This window comes from Pigmentiphaga litoralis, assembly GCF_013408655.1.
Classification (GTDB): domain Bacteria; phylum Pseudomonadota; class Gammaproteobacteria; order Burkholderiales; family Burkholderiaceae_B; genus Pigmentiphaga; species Pigmentiphaga litoralis_A.
In genome coordinates this window covers 1,727,053-1,747,664 of sequence record NZ_JACCBP010000001.1, presented here as the reverse complement: position 1 = coordinate 1,747,664, position 20,612 = coordinate 1,727,053, and the positions used below count along the sequence as shown (strand labels likewise).

General features: G+C 64.0%; 18 protein-coding genes. 14 read left to right on the top strand and 4 right to left on the bottom strand.

Annotation, left to right across the window (positions count from 1 at the left end; all coding sequences use genetic code 11):
* The first annotated feature begins 2 nt into the window (after positions 1-2).
* The 4 genes from HD883_RS07770 to HD883_RS07755 are packed head-to-tail and all read left to right on the top strand — an operon-like array spanning position 3 to position 4,260.
* Entirely contained in the window at positions 3-1,430 is a 1,428-nt protein-coding gene (locus tag HD883_RS07770; protein ID WP_179586717.1) for an aldehyde dehydrogenase family protein, read from the top strand.
* Positions 1,431-1,466: 36 nt separating this feature from the next.
* Positions 1,467-2,636 carry a thiolase domain-containing protein gene (locus HD883_RS07765; RefSeq protein WP_179586720.1) on the top strand — a complete coding sequence of 390 codons (1,170 nt, stop codon included), beginning with the start codon at positions 1,467-1,469 and terminating at the stop codon, positions 2,634-2,636.
* Positions 2,637-2,638: 2 nt separating this feature from the next.
* Complete coding sequence (locus HD883_RS07760; protein WP_179586722.1) at positions 2,639-3,073, top strand: Zn-ribbon domain-containing OB-fold protein; 435 nt, start codon at positions 2,639-2,641, stop codon at positions 3,071-3,073.
* Positions 3,073-4,260 carry a lactonase family protein gene (locus tag HD883_RS07755; RefSeq protein ID WP_179586725.1) on the top strand — a complete coding sequence of 396 codons (1,188 nt, stop codon included), beginning with the start codon at positions 3,073-3,075 and terminating at the stop codon, positions 4,258-4,260. The genes HD883_RS07760 and HD883_RS07755 overlap by 1 nt, the downstream gene beginning before the upstream one ends.
* Here HD883_RS07755 and HD883_RS07750 read toward each other — a convergent pair.
* Positions 4,257-5,033, bottom strand: coding sequence for an SDR family oxidoreductase (locus HD883_RS07750; protein WP_179586727.1), 777 nt, complete (start codon positions 5,031-5,033; stop codon positions 4,257-4,259). The two genes, HD883_RS07755 and HD883_RS07750, sit on opposite strands and share 4 nt — an antisense overlap.
* Positions 5,034-5,104: 71 nt before the next feature.
* Entirely contained in the window at positions 5,105-6,220 is a 1,116-nt protein-coding gene (locus HD883_RS07745; RefSeq protein WP_179586729.1) for a CapA family protein, read from the bottom strand.
* 192 nt (positions 6,221-6,412) lie between these two features.
* Between HD883_RS07745 and HD883_RS07740 the strand changes: the two genes are divergently transcribed.
* From HD883_RS07740 to HD883_RS07700, 9 genes are all read left to right on the top strand, one after another.
* Complete coding sequence (locus HD883_RS07740; protein ID WP_179586731.1) at positions 6,413-7,252, top strand: SDR family NAD(P)-dependent oxidoreductase; 840 nt, start codon at positions 6,413-6,415, stop codon at positions 7,250-7,252.
* 13 nt (positions 7,253-7,265) lie between these two features.
* A complete protein-coding gene (locus HD883_RS07735) occupies positions 7,266-9,389 on the top strand; it encodes a 3-hydroxyacyl-CoA dehydrogenase NAD-binding domain-containing protein (protein WP_179586733.1) in 2,124 nt (707 codons plus the stop codon).
* Positions 9,386-9,571: a rubredoxin gene (locus HD883_RS07730; RefSeq protein ID WP_179586735.1), complete on the top strand. Its 186-nt coding sequence runs from the start codon at positions 9,386-9,388 to the stop codon at positions 9,569-9,571. The genes HD883_RS07735 and HD883_RS07730 overlap by 4 nt, the downstream gene beginning before the upstream one ends.
* 145 nt (positions 9,572-9,716) lie before the next feature.
* Positions 9,717-11,852 carry an acetate--CoA ligase family protein gene (locus HD883_RS07725; RefSeq protein WP_179586737.1) on the top strand — a complete coding sequence of 712 codons (2,136 nt, stop codon included), beginning with the start codon at positions 9,717-9,719 and terminating at the stop codon, positions 11,850-11,852.
* Between the two features lie 11 nt (positions 11,853-11,863).
* Positions 11,864-12,934: a CDP-6-deoxy-delta-3,4-glucoseen reductase gene (locus HD883_RS07720; protein ID WP_179586739.1), complete on the top strand. Its 1,071-nt coding sequence runs from the start codon at positions 11,864-11,866 to the stop codon at positions 12,932-12,934.
* 72 nt (positions 12,935-13,006) lie between these two features.
* Positions 13,007-13,726 (top strand): enoyl-CoA hydratase/isomerase family protein, encoded by a 720-nt coding sequence (locus HD883_RS07715; protein WP_179586741.1) that lies wholly within the window; start codon positions 13,007-13,009, stop codon positions 13,724-13,726.
* A gap of 68 nt (positions 13,727-13,794) precedes the next feature.
* Positions 13,795-14,589 carry an enoyl-CoA hydratase/isomerase family protein gene (locus HD883_RS07710; protein WP_179586742.1) on the top strand — a complete coding sequence of 265 codons (795 nt, stop codon included), beginning with the start codon at positions 13,795-13,797 and terminating at the stop codon, positions 14,587-14,589.
* Between the two features lie 93 nt (positions 14,590-14,682).
* Positions 14,683-16,533, top strand: coding sequence for an NAD-binding protein (locus HD883_RS07705; RefSeq protein WP_179586744.1), 1,851 nt, complete (start codon positions 14,683-14,685; stop codon positions 16,531-16,533).
* Entirely contained in the window at positions 16,530-17,627 is a 1,098-nt protein-coding gene (locus HD883_RS07700) for an amidohydrolase family protein (RefSeq protein ID WP_179586746.1), read from the top strand. Before HD883_RS07705 ends, HD883_RS07700 begins: the two co-directional genes overlap by 4 nt.
* Positions 17,628-17,644: 17 nt before the next feature.
* Here the strand turns inward: HD883_RS07700 and HD883_RS07695 are convergent, their stop codons facing one another.
* On the bottom strand, positions 17,645-18,388 hold the full coding sequence (locus HD883_RS07695) for an IclR family transcriptional regulator (protein WP_179586748.1): 744 nt from the start codon (positions 18,386-18,388) through the stop codon (positions 17,645-17,647).
* 347 nt (positions 18,389-18,735) lie between these two features.
* Between HD883_RS07695 and HD883_RS07690 the strand changes: the two genes are divergently transcribed.
* Entirely contained in the window at positions 18,736-19,488 is a 753-nt protein-coding gene (locus HD883_RS07690) for a hypothetical protein (RefSeq protein ID WP_257022043.1), read from the top strand.
* A gap of 80 nt (positions 19,489-19,568) precedes the next feature.
* Here HD883_RS07690 and HD883_RS07685 read toward each other — a convergent pair whose 3' ends face one another.
* On the bottom strand, positions 19,569-20,501 hold the full coding sequence (locus HD883_RS07685; protein ID WP_179586750.1) for a LysR family transcriptional regulator: 933 nt from the start codon (positions 20,499-20,501) through the stop codon (positions 19,569-19,571).
* Positions 20,502-20,612: the final 111 nt, after the last annotated feature.

The following is a 20,612-nucleotide window of genomic DNA, read 5'->3' as shown; positions in this document are numbered from 1 at the left end:
ACATGACACATTACGACCGCTTTTATATCGACGGATCCTGGGTAGCGCCGCAAGGCACCCGCACTTTCGAATTGGTGAATCCCGCCACCGAACAGCCTTATGGCGACGTCACGCTCGGCACGCAGGAAGACGTCGACCGGGCCGTCAATGCCGCCCGCAAGGCCTTCCGCACTTTCAGCAAGACGTCCCCCGCGCAGCGGATCGAGATGCTCGAACGCATCCTGTCCGCGATGGAACAGCGTCAGGATGACCTGATGGCTGCAGTCACGTTGGAGATGGGGGCACCAAGCAGCCTGAAGGGCCAGGTCGGCACCGCCATCCAGGCCTTCCGCCAGGCGGTCCTGACGCTGCGCGACTATTCATTCGAAACCCGGATGGGCGACAACATCGTGCGCCGCGAACCCATCGGCGTATGCGGATTGATCTCGGCCTGGAACTGGCCGCTGCAGCTGCTTTGCACGAAGCTCGGGTCGGCATTTGCCGCCGGTTGCACGGTGGTCGTCAAACCAAGCGAATTTACGCCGGTCAGTGCCTTGCTGCTGGCCGAGGTCATGGACGCCGCGGGCGTTCCGCCGGGCGTGTTCAACCTGGTCAATGGCGATGGTCCGGTCGTCGGCGAAGCCATTTCGCGGCATCGCGGCATCGACATGGTGTCGTTCACTGGCTCGACCCGGGCGGGAATCATGGTGGCGCAAGCCGCGGCGCTGACGGTCAAACGGGTTTGCCAGGAACTCGGCGGCAAGTCGGCCAACATCATCCTGCCTGACGGCGATCTGGCGGCGGCAGCCCGCTTCAATGTGTCGCGGGGATTTTCGAATACCGGGCAGTCCTGCCATTCGCCGACCCGCATGCTGGTGGCGCAAGACCAGCTCGATCAGTTTCTTGAACTCGTCACGGCCGAGGCCGCCAAGGTCCGTGTCGGAGACCCGGGCGACCCGGCCACGACCATCGGTCCGGTAGTCAACCGCGCGCAGTTCGAGCGCGTGCAGGCTTATATCGCCAAGGGCATCGAAGAAGGGGCGCGCGTCGTGTGCGGCGGGCTGGGCCGGCCGGAGGGGCTCGAGCATGGCTACTTCATCAAGCCCACGGTCTTTGCTGACGTGCGGCCCGACATGACAATCGCCCAGGAAGAAATCTTTGGTCCGGTGCTGGTTGTCTTGACCTACAGGGATGTCGACGACGCCATCGAGATCGCGAACGATACCTGCTATGGACTGGGTGGCTATCTGTTTTCGGCCGACGCCAGCAAGGCACGCGCGGTGGCCGAAGAACTCCGCACCGGGCGCATCTTCTACAACGGCGCGCCGTCCAATACCGTTGCGCCCATGGGTGGCTACAAGCAGTCGGGCAACGGGCGGGAAATGGGCGTGTTCGGGCTTGAAGAGTACCTTGAGGTCAAGGCCATGATCGGTTTCCTGGATAAGGAATGATCGGGCGATGAACATGATGCGCAGCAAGGACAGACGATGACGATCAAAGACAAGGCCTATATCGTGGGGGCCTATGAGCACCCTTTGCGCAAGGCTCCGAATCACTCGGTTGCGCAACTGCACGCCGAAGTCGCGCGCGGCGCGCTGCTGGACGCCGGGCTGGCCAAGGACGACATCGACGGCTATTTTTGCGCAGGCGATGCCCCTGGCGCCAATCCGTGGTCGATGGTGAATTACCTGAACCTGAACCGGCTGCGTCATGTCGAGTCGACCGACATGGGCGGGTGTTCCTATCTGATTCACGTGGCGCACGCGGCCGAAGCGATTGCCGCGGGAAAATGCAACGTCGCCTTGATCACGCTGGCGGGCCGGCCAAATTCTGAAGGCGTTTCCGGCACGCAGGCCCGGGTGCGCGGTGTCAACCTGCCGGACTCGCCGTTCGAAATGCCCCATGGTCCGGTCACCGTCAACCTGTATGCGATGGCGGCAATGCGGCATATGTACGAGTTCGGCACCACCAGCGAACAACTGGCGTGGATCAAGGTGGCCGCGTCGCATCACGCGCAGCACAACCCGCATGCCATGCTCCGCAATGTCGTCACGGTGGAGGACGTGCTCAATTCGCCCATGGTGTCCGACCCGCTGCATCGGCTGGATTCGTGCGTGGTCAGCGATGGAGGCGGGGCGATCATTGTCGCGCGGCCTGACATTGCAAAGTCGTTGAATCGTCCGCGTGTGAAGGTCATCGGCAGCGGTGAGACCAGCAAACATCAGATGGGCGGCCAGATCGACCTGAGCTACACCGGTGTGGCATGGACCGGCCCGCGCGCGTTTGAGGAAGCCGGTGTCACCCCGGCGGATATTCAGTATGCGTCCATTTACGACAGCTTCACGATCACGGTGCTGCTGCAACTGGAAGACCTGGGCTTTTGCAAGAAGGGAGAGGGCGGGCGGTTCGTTGCGGATGGCAACCTGATTTCCGGGGTAGGCCGCCTGCCTTTCAATACGGATGGCGGCGGCCTGTGCAACAACCACCCGGCCAATCGCGGCGGCATGACCAAAATCATCGAAGCCGTCCGGCAGTTGCGCGGCGAAGCCCACCCCGCCGTGCAGGTGCCGAACTGCGCCCTGGCCCTGGCGACCGGCGTCGGAGGCGCGATCGGGCATCGACATGGCGCGGCTACATTGATTCTGGAAAGGGAATAACCATGGCAACGTCCAACGTCGATCGCAAGATCAGCGATCCGCTGATGAATCCTGGCGACGAACCTTACTTCGACGCTGCGGCACAAGGCCGGCTGCTGATCAAGCAGTGCAGTGACTGCGGCAAGCCTCACCACTATCCGCGCGCGATATGCCCGTTCTGCTGGAGCCCGGACGTGCAATGGGCCGACGCCAGTGGCGAAGGGACGATCTACACCTTCAGCATCACGCGCCGTGGGGCGGGGGCGCCATACTGCATCGCCTATGTCGCGCTGGACGAAGGTCCCGTCGTCATGACGAACATCGTCGATTCCGACCTTGAGGCCATTCGCATCGGGCAACGGGTGCGGGCAGTGTTCAAGCCATCCGAGGGAGGCATCTCTGTCCCGATGTTCACGCTTGCGCAGACGGCCGACGCCCCGGCGCGCCAGGAGACGTGATGCCCGACACCATCACGCTGTACAGCGCCGTGGGCGCAACACTGACCCATTACGAGGTCGACGCCGACGGGGCAACGGTCCAGGTTCGCTCATCAGTAGAGCTTCCCGCGCCGCTGCAATACGCCTGGCCGCATCCCACGCTGCCCCTGCTGTATTGCTCGACATCCAACGGTGGCCCGCGTGTGGCGTCCGACATCAATCCGGTGGTGGTGCTGGAGATCGGGGCCGACGGTTCGCCGCGACTGCGGGACATCCACGCAAACCTTCCGCATCGGGCGGTGCATGTCTGCATTGACCCGACCGGGCGCTACATGGTCAACGCCCACAACTTTGGCGGCGGCGCGCTGACGGTGCACCGCTTGCGGACCAATGGCGACGTGGACGATCAGGTCAACCAGGAACAGAAAGCTGACTTCGGCATCTATCCGCACCAGGTGAGGGTGTTTCCGTCGGGCAGGACCGTGCTGATATCAGACCGGGGCAACAAGGCGCAAGCCGGCAAGCCAGAAGATCCGGGCGCGTTGCGGACCTACGGTTTTGAAGCCGGGCAATTGACGCCGAGCCAGGTGATCGCGCCGCAGGGGGGCTTCGGCTTCGGGCCGCGGCACGTTGATTTTCATCCGACGCGCCCCTGGATCTACGTGTCTGACGAGCGCGAGAACAGGCTCTACATGTTCCGCTATTCGGAGGGTGACGAGATCGAGGCGCTGCCTGCCCATACGCTCGATACCCTGGCCGATCCGGCTGAACGCAAGCCCCGTCAGATCGCCGGGACCGTGCACGTCCATCCGCGCGGGCAATGCGTGTACGTGGCGAACCGGGCGGACGGCACGGTCGATCACGATGGACGACCCGTGTTCAATGGCGGCGACAACACCATCGCGGTGTACGCGATCGACCCGGACACCGGCGAGCCCCGCATTCTCCAGCATGCCGATACGCACGGCTTTCATGCGCGCACCTTTGCCTGCGATCCGGAAGGCCGCGTGCTGGTCGCAGCCAGCATCAAGCCCATGGACGTGGTGGGTGAAGGTGATCAGATCGTGACCGTGCCCGCCGCGCTGGCCGTCTTCCGGATAGCCGAAGACGGGCGGCTGACCTTCATTCGCCGGATCGATGTGCCCACCCCGCCCGGCCGCATGCAGTACTGGATGGGCATCATCGCAGGGCACGCCTTTCAAGGCTAGATCAGCGAACCCACCATGCCGCCTTCGACCAGAATGGTCGAACCGGTGATGAAGCCCGCCTGCATGGACGTCAGGAAGGTGACCACCCCCGTCAGCTCTTCCTGCCTGCCCATGCGTCCCAAAGGCGTCAGCTTCTTGCGAGCCGCGGCCTGCTCTGGCGTGTAGGCGGCTGCGCCGACCCGGTGCGACGTATCGATCAACGCAGGCGCCACGCAATTGGCCGTTATTCCTTCCGCACCGATCTCGTTCGCCAGGTGTTTGATGTACGCCGTCATCCCGGCACGAAAGACCGTGGAAAGGCTGTGATGCGGCATCGGCGACTTGACGGACGCCGACGTGATTGCCACGATCCGGCCCCAGCCCCGGCCACGCATCAATGGGATCACGGTTTTTGCCACCTGGATCGCGCCCCACAACTGGTTGTTGTAAGCCGCGTGCCAGCGCGCTTCTTCGGTCTCGTCAACGGTCGCGCGCAGCGGGTTGGGCGCCCGACCGGTATTGAGCACCAGAATGTCCAGGCCACCGAACTCCGCCGCGATGGCCGCCGCCAGTGCGTCAACGTCGGCGCTCGACAACATATCGCCCCTGACAGGCAGCACCCTGACGCCATGGGTTCCCGCAATCTCGTCGGCGACCGTTTGCAGCGCGTCGGCCGATCGGGCAAACAGCACGATGTTCGCGCCTTCCGCGGCCAGCGCGTGCGCCGTGTTCTTGCCGAGACCGGCGCTGGACGCCGTCACCAGCGCCGTCTTTCCCTTGATTCCCAGATCCATGAGTTCGCTCTATGTAAGTTCGTATCGCTTCCTGCGAAGGCAGGTCAGCGTTGTAGCCAGAAAAGGCGGGGTCAGTCGGACACCACGACTTCGTCACCGTCCACCGTAAAGCGGTGGGGCATGTCTTCGGATACCCACTCAAGATAGTTGACGATGACATCGAAGCGGGGGTCGTCATGCCGCAGGATTTCGGGACGATACGACGTGTCGAAGGACATGGGCAGGAATGCCACGCGCTGCACGCCTTCCGGGGTGACGTCCACCTTGACCATGAGACTCAGCGTGCACGCCTCGCCATAGGGCATGAATGGAAAGGCCGGGTCCAGATCCGCATGGTTGCGGACCGCGCCATGACGCCAGGCGGGCTCGTTCCACGACGGCGCGGCAAACGGCTTGGTCATTGCGAACACGCCGATGCTGTAGAAGATCGGCTTGCCCTTGTACATCTCGATGGCTTTCGGAATGTGGGGGGCGTGGCCCACCACCAGGTCGGCGCCCGCGTCGATGGCAGCGTGTGCGACTTCCACCTGATAGTCGGAAATGATGCGGGGCAGACGGATGACCCCGGCGTGGTAGGCGAGCACCACGACGTCCACCTGCTTGCGCAGCGCCGTGATGTCCTCGACCAGACGTTCAAGGTCGGCCGCGTCCGCCGTCGTGCGGACGCCAACCGTTTCGTGGGGGCCGCGCTGTTCGTAGGTGGTGTGAACGCGGACAACCGCGATGCCCGGCTTGTCGGGGCCCGCTTCGCTGCCCGGCTTGCCGACCGACGTGTAACCCAGATAGCCGACCCTGACGCCGTTGCGTTCGATGATCGCAGTCTGCCGCGCCTCGTCCAGGTTGGCACCGGCACCGGTCACCTGCACGCCCTTGGACAACATCAGTTCGCGGGTATCGACCAGCGCGTCGGGGCCGCTGTCATAGCTGTGATTGTTGGCCAGGGTGACGGCGTCGAACAGGCCGCTGGTAAAGATGGCGGACATGCCGATGTCCTGATTGACCTGACGGGCGTGTTCGGTGACGACCGCGCGCGACGAATAGGTGCGCATGCAATTGACGAAGCGGAAGTCGGCTTGCTCAAGCGCGGGCTGGACGTTCGCGGTGTAGCCCTCGATGGGAAAGCCATCGGCGGGGCCGTGCGCGGGACCGCAGTCGCCGGCGATCAGCAGGGTGGAAGAGGTCGACACGGTGTCTCCTGGATAGTTGTTCTGAATCGATACGTCATGCAATGCTGCGCGGTTCCGTACATCGGAACCGATGCTGTTTATCAGAACCTATGTTAGCATTTATCCCATCGGTGCCAAGCATCGGCCGGGACTGCCTTCCTGGCCTGCAACGCGGGCAACCCCACACATTATTCCAACGAGCGAGACGACGACATGGCAGATTCCCCTGAACGCGGTCCTGGCTGGACTGCTGGCAAACGGCTCGACGGCAAGGTGGCCGTGGTCATCGGCGCGGGCCAGGGCGCCGGAGAAGGCTTCGGCAATGGCCGAGCCGCTGCCATGCGATATGCCCGCGAGGGTGCGCGTGTTCTTGCCGTCGATCGCAACGGCGAGTCGGCGGCAGAAACCGCCGCGCTGATCCGCGCCGAAGGGTTCGAGTGCCTGTCGCAAGCCGCCGACGTGACGCGCGACGCCGACCTGGTCGCGGTCATGGCGACTGCCAAACAGACGTGGGGCACACTGGATGTGCTTCACAACAATGTGGGCGTCAGCCTGGCTGGCGGCGATGCCGAACTGACCGAGATCACTGAAGAGGCCTTCGACAACATCTACCGCATCAATCTTCGCGGTACCGCCTTTGCGTGCAAACATGCCCTGCTGATCATGCGTGAGCAGCGATCCGGGGCGATTGTCAACATCTCGTCTGCTGCCGCGACTGGACGTTATCCCTACGCCGCGTACAAGGCGACCAAGGCCGCCGTAGTGGCCCTGACCGAGCAACTGGCGCTGCAGAACGCGCCGTATGGCATCCGCGTCAACTGTGTCCTGCCGGGCCTGATATCGACCCCCATGGCAGTCGATACGCGGGCGCGCACCTGGAACCAGCCGCGTGAACAGGTGCTGGCTGAACGGGTCGCCAAAGTGCCGCTTGGCAAGCTCGGTACCGCCTGGGATGTTGCCAATGCCGCGCTATTCCTGGCTTGCGATGACGCCGCGTTCGTCACCGGCGTATCGCTGCTGGTGGATGGCGGCCGCATGCTGAATCGTTCTTGAGGCGGGGACCACCATGAATGAGACAACGATCGTCCATTACGACGTCGTCGATACCATCGGCGTCATCACCATCGACAACCCGCCTGTGAACGCCCTGGGCCCCGGCGTGCGCGAAGGGATCATTGATGCCCTCGAGCAGGGCAATGCCGACGATGGCGTGCAAGCCTTCGTGCTGATCGGCGCGGGCCGCAATTTCATTGCGGGCGCCGACATCCGGCAGTTTGGCAAGACACGGCCCATCGGGTCGGTGGTCAGTGCGGCTGCGCTCGACGCCAGTTCCAAGCCCGTCGTGGCGGCCATCCATGGCTATGCGCTGGGGGGCGGCCTGGAACATGCGTTGGCCTGCCACTATCGGCTGGCTGCGCCCGGCGCAAAAGTGGGCCTGCCCGAAGTGACCCTGGGCATCGTGCCCGGCGGCGGGGGAACGCAGCGCCTGACCCGGCTGATCGGTCCCGAGGCGGCCCTGGATATGGTGGTCTCGGGTCGCCACATGGGCGCGGCCGAAGCCCTGAAGCTCGGGCTCCTCGATGCGATCGTCGACGAACCGGATTTGCGGGGCGCCGCGATCCGCCATGCCCGTTCCATCGCCAGTGCACGGCCCTTGCCCCGCGCACGGGATCGCCAGAACTGGAATGAGGCCGATACCGCCCCGGCCGTGTTCGAGGCCAGACGCAAGGCGCTGACCCGCAAGTCCCGCCACTTGAAAGCGCCGTTCAAGGCGGTCGATTGCATCGAAGCTGCCGTCCGTCATTCGTTCGATGACGGGCTCGCGTTCGAACAGCAGGCATTTTCCGAACTCGAACAGGGCGCCGAAGCCAAGGGGCTGCGTTACGCCTTTTTTGCTGAACGTGAAGCGGCCAAGATTCCAGGCGTGCAGGCGTCGGCCGACCTGGCACCCGTTGCCAGCGCGGCGGTGATCGGCGCGGGCACCATGGGCAGCGGCATCGCGATCGCATACGCCGACGCCGGTATTCCGGTCAAGCTGCTCGAGATTTCGCCCGACGCACTGGAGCGTGGCAAGGCGCGCGTTCGCGATACCTATGCCACCCGCGTGAAGCGTGGAAGCCTGACGCAGCAGGCGATGGACGCCTGCCTGGACCGCATCGGCTTCGTGCAGCGCTATGAAGACATTGCCGACTGCGATGCAGTGGTCGAGGCGGTATTCGAACGGATGGACGTCAAGCACGATGTGTTCAGCAAGCTCGACGCGGTGATGAAGCCGGGTGCGCTGCTGCTGACCAATTCGTCGGCACTGGATATCGATGAGATCGCCAGCGCAACCCGCCGCCCCCAGGACGTGGCCGGCGCCCATTTCTTTGCGCCCGCCAACGTCATGAAGCTGTGCGAGGTGGTGCGCGGCAATGGCACGGCGCCCGACACCTTGCTGCGCACCATGAAGATGGGCCGAGCCATGGGCAAGGTTTGCGCCGTTGCCGGATCATGCGACGGATTCGTGGCCAACCGCAGCCGCGCGCCCATGATGAGCGAAATGATGATCATGCTGGAAGAAGGCGCGACGCCGCAGCAGATCGATCGCGTCATGACAGACTTCGGTTATCCCATGGGGCCCTTTGCGGTGAATGACCTGTCGGGGCTGGACGTGAGTTACGAAGGCCGAAAGCGCCGCGCTGAGGCCAATCCCGATTACCGGAAGCTGCATGTGCCCGATCGGCTGGTCGAGATGGGCCGATTGGGCCAGAAGACCGGGGCAGGGTGGTATCGCTATGAGCCGGGCGATCGGACGCCGCATCCGGACGCCGCCGTGCTGGGTGTGATCGGTGCCGTTGCACGTGAACTGGGCACGGCCCAACGAGAATTTACCGACACTGAAATCCTGCACCGCGTGCTGCTTGCATCGGTCAATGAAGCTTGCAAGATTCTTGAAGACGGCAAGGCTTATCGCGCCAGCGACATCGATGTCATGTGGCTGTACGGTTTTGGCTTTCCGCGCCATCGTGGTGGGCTCATGTTCTGGGCCGACACGGTCGGCGCCAAGGACGTCCACGCGCAGATCACCGAATGGGCGCAGCGCTACGGTTCGCGCTGGACACCGAGCCGGCTGCTTGGCGACATCGCGGCTTCGGGCAGCTTGCTGCGCGACGCGACAGGCGGCACACATCAAAAGGCAACACCATGACAACCAACGAAGCGCCGTCCAAGATATGGCAATGCATTTTGTGCGGCTTCCTGTATGAAGAGGCGATGGGCATTCCCGACGAGGGCATCCCGGCCGGCACCCGTTGGGAAGACGTGCCCGACAGCTGGATCTGCCCGGAATGCTCGGCCACCAAGGCCGACTTTGAAATGATCGAGATCTGATCCTGCGCTGACGCCCGCGCACGGCCTTTCGTACGCTTTTTTTCCTTTCACTGCACCACCACCACCAATTCATGCACGCATAGCTGGGTTCATAGAATGGAACCGGTTCCGAAAAAATTCGAGCATGGCAAGGAGATATTCCGGTATGAACACTTTCAGCCAATTGTTCGAGCCCCGCTCGATTGCCGTCGTCGGTGTGTCCGACGACGCGGCCCGGCCCGGCTCCCAGGCAGTCCGCGCGCTTCTGGCCAATGGATTTTCGGGCAAGCTTTACCCGGTGAATCCCAAGTACCCGGCGTTCGAAGGCTTGCCGTGTTTTCCTTCGGTCGCGGCGATCCCCGAGTCGATCGACGTAGTCGTGATCGGGGTGCCGGCCAAGGGCGTGCTTGCGGTGCTGGAAGACTGCGCAGCCAAGAAGGTGCCCTTCGCGGTGATCCTGAGTGGCGGCTTTCGGGAGAGCGGACCTGAAGGCATCGAGCGCGAGCGTCGCATGCTTGAGATCGCGCGGGAAGGCAATATCCGGCTGATCGGCCCCAACTGCCTGGGCTTCGTCAATGTGCATGCCAGCGTGTATGCCGCCTTTGGCAGCATGACGCGTGAACCCAAGCTTCAGCGCGGCAGCGTCTCGCTTGTGACGCAGAGCGGGGGCTTTGGCTACAGCATCGCCCTGGCGTGCGCCGAAGCCGGCATCGGTTTTCGCCATGTGGTTGCGACGGGCAACGAAAGCGACATCGATACGATCCAACTGATCGACGCGCTGCTCGACGATGACAAGACGCAGTGCATCGTCGCGTATATCGAAGGCACGAGCGACGGGCGGGCCCTGCTCGACGTGGGCCGCCGGGCGCTGGCCGCAGGCAAGCCGGTGCTGCTGTGGAAGGGCGGCGTCACCGAACAAGGCGCGCGCGCGGCGGCGTCGCACACGGCAAGCATGACAGGCAGCTACGATTTCTATCGGGCCATGTTCAAACAGACCGGCATCGTCGAAATCGCCGAACTGCACGAAGCCGTGGATTACCTGCGCGCCTTTGCGCCGGCCAAGTATCCGGCGGGCCGCGGCGTGGTGGTCATGGGAGTGTCGGGCGGGTCGGCCATCGTGTTCGCCGATGCCGGCGAGCGGGTCGGCATGGACATGATCGAACTCAGCCCCGAGACCCAGGCACGCCTGGCCGAGGTGGTGCCCAACATTGGCGCGGTCCACAATCCCATTGACCTGACCGCCGGTTACTTTTCCAAGGCGAATCAGGACAAGCTGGAACTGGCGCTGCGCGCGGCGCTCGATGATCCCAAGGCCGCATCGATCTGCGTCAACCTGGCCACGACCGGGAAATCGGGCTGCCTGGCCGCGGCCGAAGTGTTTCGCAAGGTGGCGCGCGATACCGACAAGCCCATCGTTGTCTTTTCCTCCGCGCCCGCGAGCGAAGTCGGCGACGCCCTGCGCATACTTGATGAGGCCCGGATTCCGGTATTTGCGTCGCCCTCTCGCGCGGCACGTGCCTTGGCCGTGCTGGCCACCTATCGTGAACGCCAGCTGTCGATTGCCGCCGACACCGGTGCGCGCCTTGACGACGCGGCGGTCGTGATCGATCCGTCGCTGGCGGCGATTTTGGGTGCCGGGGGCGCGCTGTCCGAGGCTCAATCCAAGGCCTTGCTCGAAGCTGCTGGCGTGCCGGTCACGAAGGACATCATTGTTCAAGACGCGCGCGCTGCCGAGCTCGACAGTGCGTCCTTTCCGGTGGTCGTGAAGATCGTGTCGCAGGACATCCCGCACAAGACGGAGGTGGGCGGCGTCAAGGTGGGCATTGCCGACCGCGCGGCACTGACCGCGGCCATCGATGAAGTGCTGGGCAATGCCCGCCAGCACGTGCCCGATGCGCGCATCGACGGCGTACTGGTCGCGCCGATGATCCGCGGCGGCTTCGAGTTGATCGCTGGCGTGGTCAACGACGAGGTGTTTGGTCCGGTTGTCGTGGTGGGCGCCGGCGGCATCTATGCCGAATTGTTGAAGGACACGTCGTGCCGGCTGGCGCCGTTCGGGATCGATACCGCGCGCCAGATGCTGGACGAACTGCAGTGCCGTCCGATCCTGAACGGCGCCCGCGGAAAGCCGCCGCTGGATGTCGATGCCGCGGCTCGGGTGCTTGCATCGCTGTCGCAGTTTGCATGGGCAACGCGTGACGACGTCATGGAAGTCGACATCAATCCGCTTTTCGTGCTTGAGCACGGCGTGATGGCGGCGGACGCCCTGGTCGTGCCATTCGGCGCGCAACTGGCGCATTGAAGGAGTCTGCAATGACCAAGGTAGTTGAATCCCAGGCGAATGCATTGCAGCCACATGACCCTTCGGCCACGCACGCTGTCACCTGCCAGCCGATCGGACGCGTCATCGACGTGCGCGAAAACGAAACCATTCTGGGCGCGGCCCTGCGCGCGGGCATGGCGTTGCCTCACAGCTGCCGCAATGGGGTCTGCGGTACCTGCAAGGCAAAGATCGTTGCTGGTGACATCGATCAGGGCCCGGCGCTGACCGGCCTGCCCGAACACGATCGTGAGCAGGGCTTTGCGCTGCTGTGCCAGGCACGGCCAAAGTCGGCTGTGACGGTCGAGTGCCAGGTCATTGCGGCGGTCGAAGGGATTCCCGTCCGCAAGATGGTGGCGCGCGTCCGGGAACTGGACCTGCTGGCCCCCGATGTGATGCGCATCCGGCTCAACCTGGCCGCCAACCAGACGCTGCGGTTTTTGCCGGGGCAGTACATCGACATCATCATGAACCCTGCAGTGCGGCGCAGTCTGTCATTGGCCAGCGCGCCGCATGATGCGGATTGGCTGGAACTGCACCTGCGCAATTACGGCGGTCCGTTCAGCACGCACGTCTTTACCAAGATGAGGGCCAACGACCTGGTGCGATTCGAGGGGCCGATGGGCACCTTCTTCGTGCGGGAAGGCAGCGACAAGCCGATCATCTTCGTGGGCAGCGGCACGGGCTTCGCACCGATCAAGGCCATGATCGAACATGCCGTGCAGCAAGGAGTCAAGCGGCCCATGACCCTGTACTGGGGTGGACGCCGGCCAGCCGATCTGTACCACGACGCGTTGGTGAAGTCCTGGGTGGCAGCAGGCGTGCTGACGTACGTTCCGGTGATATCGCAGGCCTTGCCCGACGACGATTGGCAGGGGCGGACCGGGTTCGTGCATCGCGCGGTCATGGAAGATTTTCCTGACATGTCGGGCGTGCAGGTATATGCCTGCGGCGCGCCCGTGGTGGTCGATTCGGCTCGGCGGGAGTTTGTTGCGGGCTGCGGGCTACCGGCCGACGAGTTTTATGCCGATGCATTCTTGCCGGGCGGCGTGCCGGCGGCGTGAGGCTGCGGCGTCAATCTGCGGCATCAATCTGCGGCGTCAATCTGCGGCAACTTAATAAGAAGGTAAAGAGACATGGAAGACGCATTACTGAATGTCGAACAACGCGGCGCAACCCGGTGGATCATCTTGAACCGTGCAGGCAAGGCGAACGCCATGACGGTCGGGATGATGGAGCAGGCGGTCGCGGCGATCACCGGTGCGGCAGCGGACGAGACCATCAGGGCCATCGTACTGACCGGGGCAGGCGAACGCGTGTTCTGCGCAGGCGTGGACGTTCGCGAAAAGCCGGAAGACGGCGATACGGCGCGCCATCGCGAGCGCCGCTCCCACGCCCTGGCTGCCTTGCAGGACGCCGTCATGGAAACGCCCAAGCCAGTTGTTGTCATGCTCAACGGTAGTGCCGTGGGCGGTGGCGCCATGCTGGCCTTGCTGGCAGACGCCTGCGTGGCAGTGTCGTCGGCCGAGCTGTCCCTGCCCGAGATCGACATCGGCATCGCCACCTACTCGGGCGCGAATATCCTGGCCGTTGTCGGCGGACGGGCATTGGCCCTGGACCTGATCCAGAGCGGCCGCCGCCTGTCAGCCCAGGACGCCTGCGTGCGCGGACTGGTGCGCACCGTGGTCGCCCGCGACGAACTGGAAGCCGCGACCGACGCAGTCGCCGCGGCCTTGGGCGGCAAGGACGCCGCGGCTTTCGCCGACAACAAACGCTGGATCAACCGAGCCATGAAAGCGGCCATCATCGAAGCGCGTGCCGAGCACGCCCGGCATCGTGCGCAGGCCGCGGACTGAGCGCTCCCATCACGAGAACACACCAGGAATCCCGGCACACACCCCGCCGCGATCACGCAGGAGACAGCATGTCCGATCTAGAACTGACCACCCGCGACCGCGTCATGGTTGCCCGGCTGAACCGGCCGGAAAAAAAGAATGCCCTGAGCGAGCCCATGCTCGAAACGCTGCGTGCCGCATTGAAGTCCGCGAATGACGACCCCGGCATCGGCTGCTTCGTCATCACCGGCGAAGGCGATGCGTTCTGCTCGGGCGGCGATCTGGGGCGCCGGGGCGGCGAGCGGGCGGGGGGCGATCCGACGCCCCTGGAACGCCGCACCCGTCTGCAGGCAGTGACCCACCAGGTCGCCCGCGCGGTCGAGGACTTTGAAAAGCCCCTGATCGCCGCGGTCAATGGCGCCGCGGTCGGCGCCGGCATGGACCTCGCGCTGATGTGCGACCTGCGCCTGGGCAGTGCGTCCGCCCGCTTTTCCGAAGGGTACATTCGTGTCGGGCTGTTGCCGGGCAACGGCGGGTGCTACTTCCTGCCGCGGCTTGTGGGGCCCGCCCGCGCGCTCGAATTGTTGTGGACCGGAGATTTCGTATCTGCCGACGAAGCGCTCAGGATCGGGCTGGTGAATCATGTGTACAGCAACGAAGAATTTCCCGAAGCGTTCATGGCCTTTGCGGCACGTATCGCCAGCGGGCCGCCGGTCCAGCTGCGCGACATCAAGAAACTGATGTACCAATCGATGCGCACCGACCTTCGCACCAGCCTGGATTCCGTCGCCGCGCACATGGCGGTCATCCAGTCGACCGACGACTATAAGGAAGCGGTCCAGGCCTTCAAGGAAAAACGCAAGCCGGTGTTCACGGGGCAATGAGACTTCCGCGCGGACGGCACGATCGCGACCGGAGATTTTGCCGTGTGAATGACCATCCCGACACGCTTTTACCCTTCTTGAAGGAGACAGCTCATGACAGTCGCCAATGACACGACGGGGCCGGTAGGCCAGCCTATTGGATTCATCGGCCTCGGTGCAATGGGCGGACCCATGGTCGGGCATCTGTTGCGCTCGGGCGTGTCGGTCGTGGTGCACGACCTGAACCTGGTCGCCGTGCGTACGGCAGAGCAGGCGGGGGCGCAGGTCGGGCGACACGCGCAAGACGTTGCGGCCCGAACCGGGCTGGTGTTCGTGTGCCTTCCGTCCTTGGGGGCCTTGCGTGCGGTATTGCTCGGCGACGAGGGCATCGCCCGGTGCGGTCGCGACTGCACCGTTGTTGACTTGTCCACCACCGGGCCGGCGTTTGCGCGAGAGATGCGGGCTGAACTCGAGCCGCTCCGGATCGCGTACATCGACGCACCCATTACCGGCAACGTCACCACCGCGGGCAACGGCAAACTGGGTGTAATGTGCTCGGGCGCGGCCGATGCGTTTGCTCGCGCCGAGCCCGTCATGCGCGTCATGGCCGAGACCACGGTGCTGTATCTGGGGGATGGGTCGGGCCGGGCGCAGACGCTCAAGCTATTGAACAACCTGGTGTCGGCCACCGGCATGGCCGTGACTTCCGAAGCATTCGTGATCGCTGCCAAGGCTGGCGTGCGGCCGGGTGCCTTGCTGCAAGTGCTCAACGCCGGCGAGGCCAGCACCAATGCCAGCCGCAACAAATTTGCGACGTCCGTGTTGCCGCGGCGATTCAACTATGGCGCACGTATGGCGATCACCGCCAAGGACATTTCGTTCGCAGTGGCCGAAGCAGAACGCTTGGATGTGCCGGTGTGGATCGCGCGTCCTGCCCAACAATTGTGGCGCTTCGCCGCCAGCCAGGGCGGCGCGGATCGCGACGGCAGTTCGCTGATCACCTATCTGGAACCGTGGGCGGGAGTGGAGGTGAAGGATGAGGCGATGGCCGATGCACGCCTGTTTGCATCGGCAAGCACCGCGGCCACGCCGCCACCCGCGTGTCAGGTCTGGTGCGAACCGGATCGCGCCGACGCATTGCGGAACCGCCTGGCAGGCATCGGATGGGACGTTGCGATCGTCAACGAGGTGCAACACCCCGGCAACCGGACGAATCCCGATGCGCGCTGTCTGATCCGGTGCATCCCGCCCGAAACGAACCGTGCCGACCTGCTCGACGCGTTGGCCGATCCCATGCTGATCGCCAGTCACCCGATCATCCTCAACACCTGCTGGATGTCGCCGTTGGACGCGGAACAGTGCGCCGCGCAGGCGCGCGACCGGGGATGCGCATGGCTTGATGCCCCTTTGTCCGGCCGCCTGCGCGACCTTGAGGATGGCAGCGGTTCGGTCATTGTCAGCAGCGCACGCAATGACGCATTCTGCGCCCAGTCCTTGCTGCAAGCCCTTGGCAGGGACGTCTACCTGGTGTCATCGACGCCGGGAGACGCCCAGCGGGTGCGCTATCTGGAAGAGGCCGTGTCGGCGACCTTGCTGGCCGTGGCGTGCGAGTCTTACGTGATCGGTGCGCGCGCGGGTCTGGCAGCCGACATGATCCCCCGCATCCTTGGCATCGAGACGGGGCGCACCCTGGCGAGCGGAACGCTGTTCCCCCAGCAGGTCCTGACACGCCGCTTCGATCATGGACGCTCGCTTGGCGCATCACTGCGCGCGCTTCAATGTGTCAGCGAGGAATGCACCGAGCATGGCATCAGCGCCTGGGTGCTGGACTCCGCACGTTTGTTGTACGGCATCGCCGTCGCAGAATTCGGAGCGGACGCCGACGTGACCCATCTGGTCCGTTTGTACGAACAATGGACAGGGGTAGAAGTGCGCCCTGGCGCCAATCTGGAAACCTCGACATGACGACACCCGAGAACGCAATCACGTCGGCAGTGACGCCGGCAAGGCCAGGCGGCAACGCCGCCAGGACGCTGAGCCCCGACTTCGTGGGCAACACGCCCCGGACGCTGGACGAATTGGCGGCCTGGACATCCCGAAAGACCGAGGCGCCGCTTGACCCTGACCTGCCCATCATCGACGCCCACCATCACCTGTTCGACGATGAGCGCGGCAAGTACCTTGCGCCCGAGATGCTTGCCGAGATCGCGTCAGGCCACAACATCGTGGCAACGGTATTTCTGCAGCACAAGACGGCGTACTTGACGAGCGGACCGGAGGCTCTCCGGCCGGTAGGCGAAGTCGCCTTCGCCGCCGACGTAGCGCGCGCCACGGCGGGGCAGGGCGTACGGCTATGCGAGGGTATCGTGGGCCATGCTGATCTGACCTCGGGTGATGACGTGGTTCCCGCGCTCGAAGCCTTGCTGGAGGCCGGGCAGGGGCGCTTGAAGGGGATTCGCCACGGCACGACCTGGGACGCGGGGCGGGCGGGGCATGGACGCAGTATTGAACGGCGACATCTGTTGTCGGATCCTACCTTCCACAAGGGCTTTGCGCAGCTGTCACGATACGGACTGTCATTCGATGCGTGGATCTTCCACCCGCAGCTGGCGAGTCTGGAAGACTTGCTGAAGGCATTTCCGGAAACACCGGTGGTGTTGAACCACTGCGGCGGGATCCTGGGCGTCGAGCCCCACACCGATCGTGCTGCCGTGTTTGCAACATGGCAGCAGAGCATCCAGACGTTGGCAACGTATCCGAACCTGCGGGTCAAGCTCGGCGGTCTCGGCATGCTGTATGGCGGACACGACTTTCACCTGCAGGCCGAGCCACCGTCGTCCCTCGCGTTGGCCGATACATGGCGACCGTACATCGACGCGTGTATCGACGCATTCGGCCCCGACCGCGCCATGTTCGAAAGCAACTTTCCGGTGGACAAGCAAAGCTGTGGGTACGGTGTGCTGTGGAACGCGTTCAAGCGGATCGCGCAGCCCTACACCAGCGCGGAACGGGCGGCGCTATTTCATGACACCGCCCAGGCTTTCTATCGCTTGGGGTGATAGGCTAGGCATCAGGTCTACACGGTGAATGCCACCTGGCCGCCGAATTGACGCGAGATGTCTTGTGACGCGGCCACCAGCAACTTGATGAAGGTCGGTTCATTGGCCTGAATGCGCACGCTTGGGCCGCCCAGCGATACGCAGTACTGCACCGTCTCGTTGACGTCCATGATCGGTGCTGATACGGCGGATACGCCCAGCAGGCGCTCGCCGTGGGACACCGAATAGCCCGTTTCGCGCACCTTGACCAGTTCGGCGTTGACGTCGGCCTGCGAGCGTTTCGTGCTCTTGGCGATTGCCGCCACCAGGGGCGTCAGTTCTTTCTTGGGCAGATAGGCCATCAGGACCTTGGACGCCGATCCGGCCAGCAGGGGAACCTGTTCCCCCGGCTGGACGACGCTGCGCAGGGCGGATGCGGTGGACACCGCGTCGATGCACACCCGGTTGCGCCCGATGATCGTATGCAGCGACACCGTCTCCTTGCTCGCATCGGCGAGCTCGACCATGATCGGGCGCGCGATCTCGCGGATGCCCAGGGTGCTCTTGACCAGCCCGGCCAGGCGCAGGAAGCGGAATGACAGGCAATATTGCTGATCTTCGAGCCGGACCAGGTACCCCGACTTTTCCAGGCTCTGCACGATACGGAAGGCGGTGGACTTGGGCAGGTCGATCCGGTCCGCAATTTCCTGCAGGGTCATGCTGTTGCGTTCGACCGTAAAGCTTTCGAAGATCGCGAGTATTCGCTGAACTGATCGCATCATATTGGCTGTGCTCATTGGCATCGGTGCACCCGGTGCGATCGCCTGGCCCGATCCAGCCGATCGCGTCCCGCAGGGTGGAACGAATTTCGTTGTTTGAGCTGGCAGTATACATCTGCGTATCGCCCTTTCTGCGTCAATTCCCTCCCAGTCTATCGCACCTGCGCGCACCGTCATGCGGCATGCTCGCGACGTCTTTTGGTTTCGTACAATGGAACCGGTGCGAAAGAATGAAACCTTGATGCTATGATGTGCCATCGTTTTCGGTTGCGATCGACATTGAAGTACCCGAGCCTCGGGCGGTGCCTGCGGCGTCAACTCACTAAGAACCGAACTTCGGAGACTGGGCCATGATCTACACACGCAGTGGTGCCGATGCGCTGGCGGAACGCCGCGTCATCATTTCGCCGGGAACCGGCAATCAGCATTGGGGGACGGTGTACTTCGGACCTCGGTCGTCGAAAGGGCCGGCACCCGGGCCCCAGGCGACGATGTCGGAACTCAACAGCAACGAATCCATTACGCCGCACTTTCACGGCGTGTCGATGTTCCAGCTGTTTCTTGCCGGATCAGGAACGATCGGCAACCGCGGCCAGCAACTGAAACCTTTGATGGTCCAGTTCAAGGACCACCACACGGCCTATGGTCCGATCGTGTCAGGTCCGCAGGGACTGACCTTCATCGCGCTGCGTATGTTCACTGCCGATTCGGAACCGGTCTATCTCGACAAGGAAGGCTATCGCGAGCGGCTCAAGCCGAGCCGCCGCCGCAACCTGACGTCCGAGCCAGTCGGCTTTTCGATCGCTCCGCTGATGGCTGCGCGCAAGGAACCGATCTGGGAAACCGTGCTCAAGAGCGACGACGAAATGCATGCGCAGGTCGTCCGTCTGGGGGCTGGGGTCAGTGTGAGCGGGCCGGACCCGAAGGCGTCGGGAGGCTACTACATCGTCGTCGCAAACGGCAGCGTGGTGCACGATGGCAAGGACTTGCCGTTGTGGTCGATGATCGTTGTGGAAAGCAACGAGTCGCCGTACACGATTCAGGCAGGCGAGCAGGGCGCCGAAGTCATGGTGCTGGAGTTCCCGCGCGAAGACCTGCAGTAAGGCCTGCAAGCTCGGGGTCGAGGCCTCCGGTGATGCCGGCGGTCATGTCGGCATCGTCCAAAGGCAAAAGGCAAAGGCGTTCAGCGATCGTGGCGTCGTGGTTCGATGTGGCGCGGCAATTCGGCGCGCAGGAAGTCCACCACGACGCGCACCCGCCGGGGCAGGTGCTCACGCGACGCGTAGACCAGCCAGATGGCCGCTTCAAAATTCGTCACGGTGGCTTCGTATTCCGGGAACAGATCCACCAGTCGCCCTGCGGCCATGTCGGGCGCCAGCAGCCAGTCGGCTAGCAGGACAGGCCCGACGCCATCCAGCGCCGCCTGCAGCAAGGACAGGGCCGACGACGCCGTCAACCACCCCGTGATGGCGACCTTCTGGACCTCGGCATCCGCCGTATTGCGCTCGCGAAACGACCAGTCGCTGCAATATCCTGGCAGTGCAATCCGCAAACAGGCGTGGCCGGCAAGATCGGCGGGAGCTTGCGGGGTGCCATGTTTCGCCAGATAGGCGGGACTGGCGCACACCCGGTAGCGCGACGCGCCCAGTCTTGCGCCCACCAGGGATCCGTCCAGCGTCGGGCTCTGACGCAGCGCCACATCCACATGCTGATCGATCAGGTCCACCACCCGATCATTGAATCGCAAGTCCAGTTCCAGCCCCGGGTGCTGACGATGGAATGCATCCAGCAAAGGCAGCACCAGTTTCTGTCCCAGCGCGACCGACGCGGTCAGGCGCACCAGGCCCCTGGCTTCGGTGGTGCGTGTCTGCAGATCATCGGCGGCAGCGTCGAAGGCCTCCATCACGTCACACATCCGCGCAAAGTAGTCGGATCCCGCCTCGGTCAGGCCGGCCTTGCGTGTGGTCCGATGCAACAGACGAACGCCCAACTCGGCTTCGATCGCGGCAACGGCGCGGGTCACCTGCGACGTAGCCAGATTGAGCTTGCGCGCGGCCGCCGCAAAGCTTCCCTGGCGGGCTACCTCGATGAAGATCCGTAGGTGCTGTGTGTCCATCGCCTTCTCATTGTTGCTCGATCCGCAGCGGTCCGTTGCTTGCCAAGGGCTGTGCCCTGACAAGGCGCACGCGGACAATGCTTATTACTGCCCACCAAGGGCCCGTCGCCC

Coding starts and splice junctions, on each gene's coding strand:
- HD883_RS07770 (WP_179586717.1), top strand. CDS start 3: ATGACACATTACGACCGCTTTTATATCGACGGATCCTGGGTAGCGCCG.
- HD883_RS07765 (WP_179586720.1), top strand. CDS start 1,467: ATGACGATCAAAGACAAGGCCTATATCGTGGGGGCCTATGAGCACCCT.
- HD883_RS07760 (WP_179586722.1), top strand. CDS start 2,639: ATGGCAACGTCCAACGTCGATCGCAAGATCAGCGATCCGCTGATGAAT.
- HD883_RS07755 (WP_179586725.1), top strand. CDS start 3,073: ATGCCCGACACCATCACGCTGTACAGCGCCGTGGGCGCAACACTGACC.
- HD883_RS07750 (WP_179586727.1), bottom strand. CDS start 5,033: ATGGATCTGGGAATCAAGGGAAAGACGGCGCTGGTGACGGCGTCCAGC.
- HD883_RS07740 (WP_179586731.1), top strand. CDS start 6,413: ATGGCAGATTCCCCTGAACGCGGTCCTGGCTGGACTGCTGGCAAACGG.
- HD883_RS07735 (WP_179586733.1), top strand. CDS start 7,266: ATGAATGAGACAACGATCGTCCATTACGACGTCGTCGATACCATCGGC.
- HD883_RS07730 (WP_179586735.1), top strand. CDS start 9,386: ATGACAACCAACGAAGCGCCGTCCAAGATATGGCAATGCATTTTGTGC.
- HD883_RS07725 (WP_179586737.1), top strand. CDS start 9,717: ATGAACACTTTCAGCCAATTGTTCGAGCCCCGCTCGATTGCCGTCGTC.
- HD883_RS07720 (WP_179586739.1), top strand. CDS start 11,864: ATGACCAAGGTAGTTGAATCCCAGGCGAATGCATTGCAGCCACATGAC.
- HD883_RS07715 (WP_179586741.1), top strand. CDS start 13,007: ATGGAAGACGCATTACTGAATGTCGAACAACGCGGCGCAACCCGGTGG.
- HD883_RS07710 (WP_179586742.1), top strand. CDS start 13,795: ATGTCCGATCTAGAACTGACCACCCGCGACCGCGTCATGGTTGCCCGG.
- HD883_RS07705 (WP_179586744.1), top strand. CDS start 14,683: ATGACAGTCGCCAATGACACGACGGGGCCGGTAGGCCAGCCTATTGGA.
- HD883_RS07700 (WP_179586746.1), top strand. CDS start 16,530: ATGACGACACCCGAGAACGCAATCACGTCGGCAGTGACGCCGGCAAGG.
- HD883_RS07695 (WP_179586748.1), bottom strand. CDS start 18,388: ATGATGCGATCAGTTCAGCGAATACTCGCGATCTTCGAAAGCTTTACG.
- HD883_RS07690 (WP_257022043.1), top strand. CDS start 18,736: ATGATCTACACACGCAGTGGTGCCGATGCGCTGGCGGAACGCCGCGTC.
- HD883_RS07685 (WP_179586750.1), bottom strand. CDS start 20,501: ATGGACACACAGCACCTACGGATCTTCATCGAGGTAGCCCGCCAGGGA.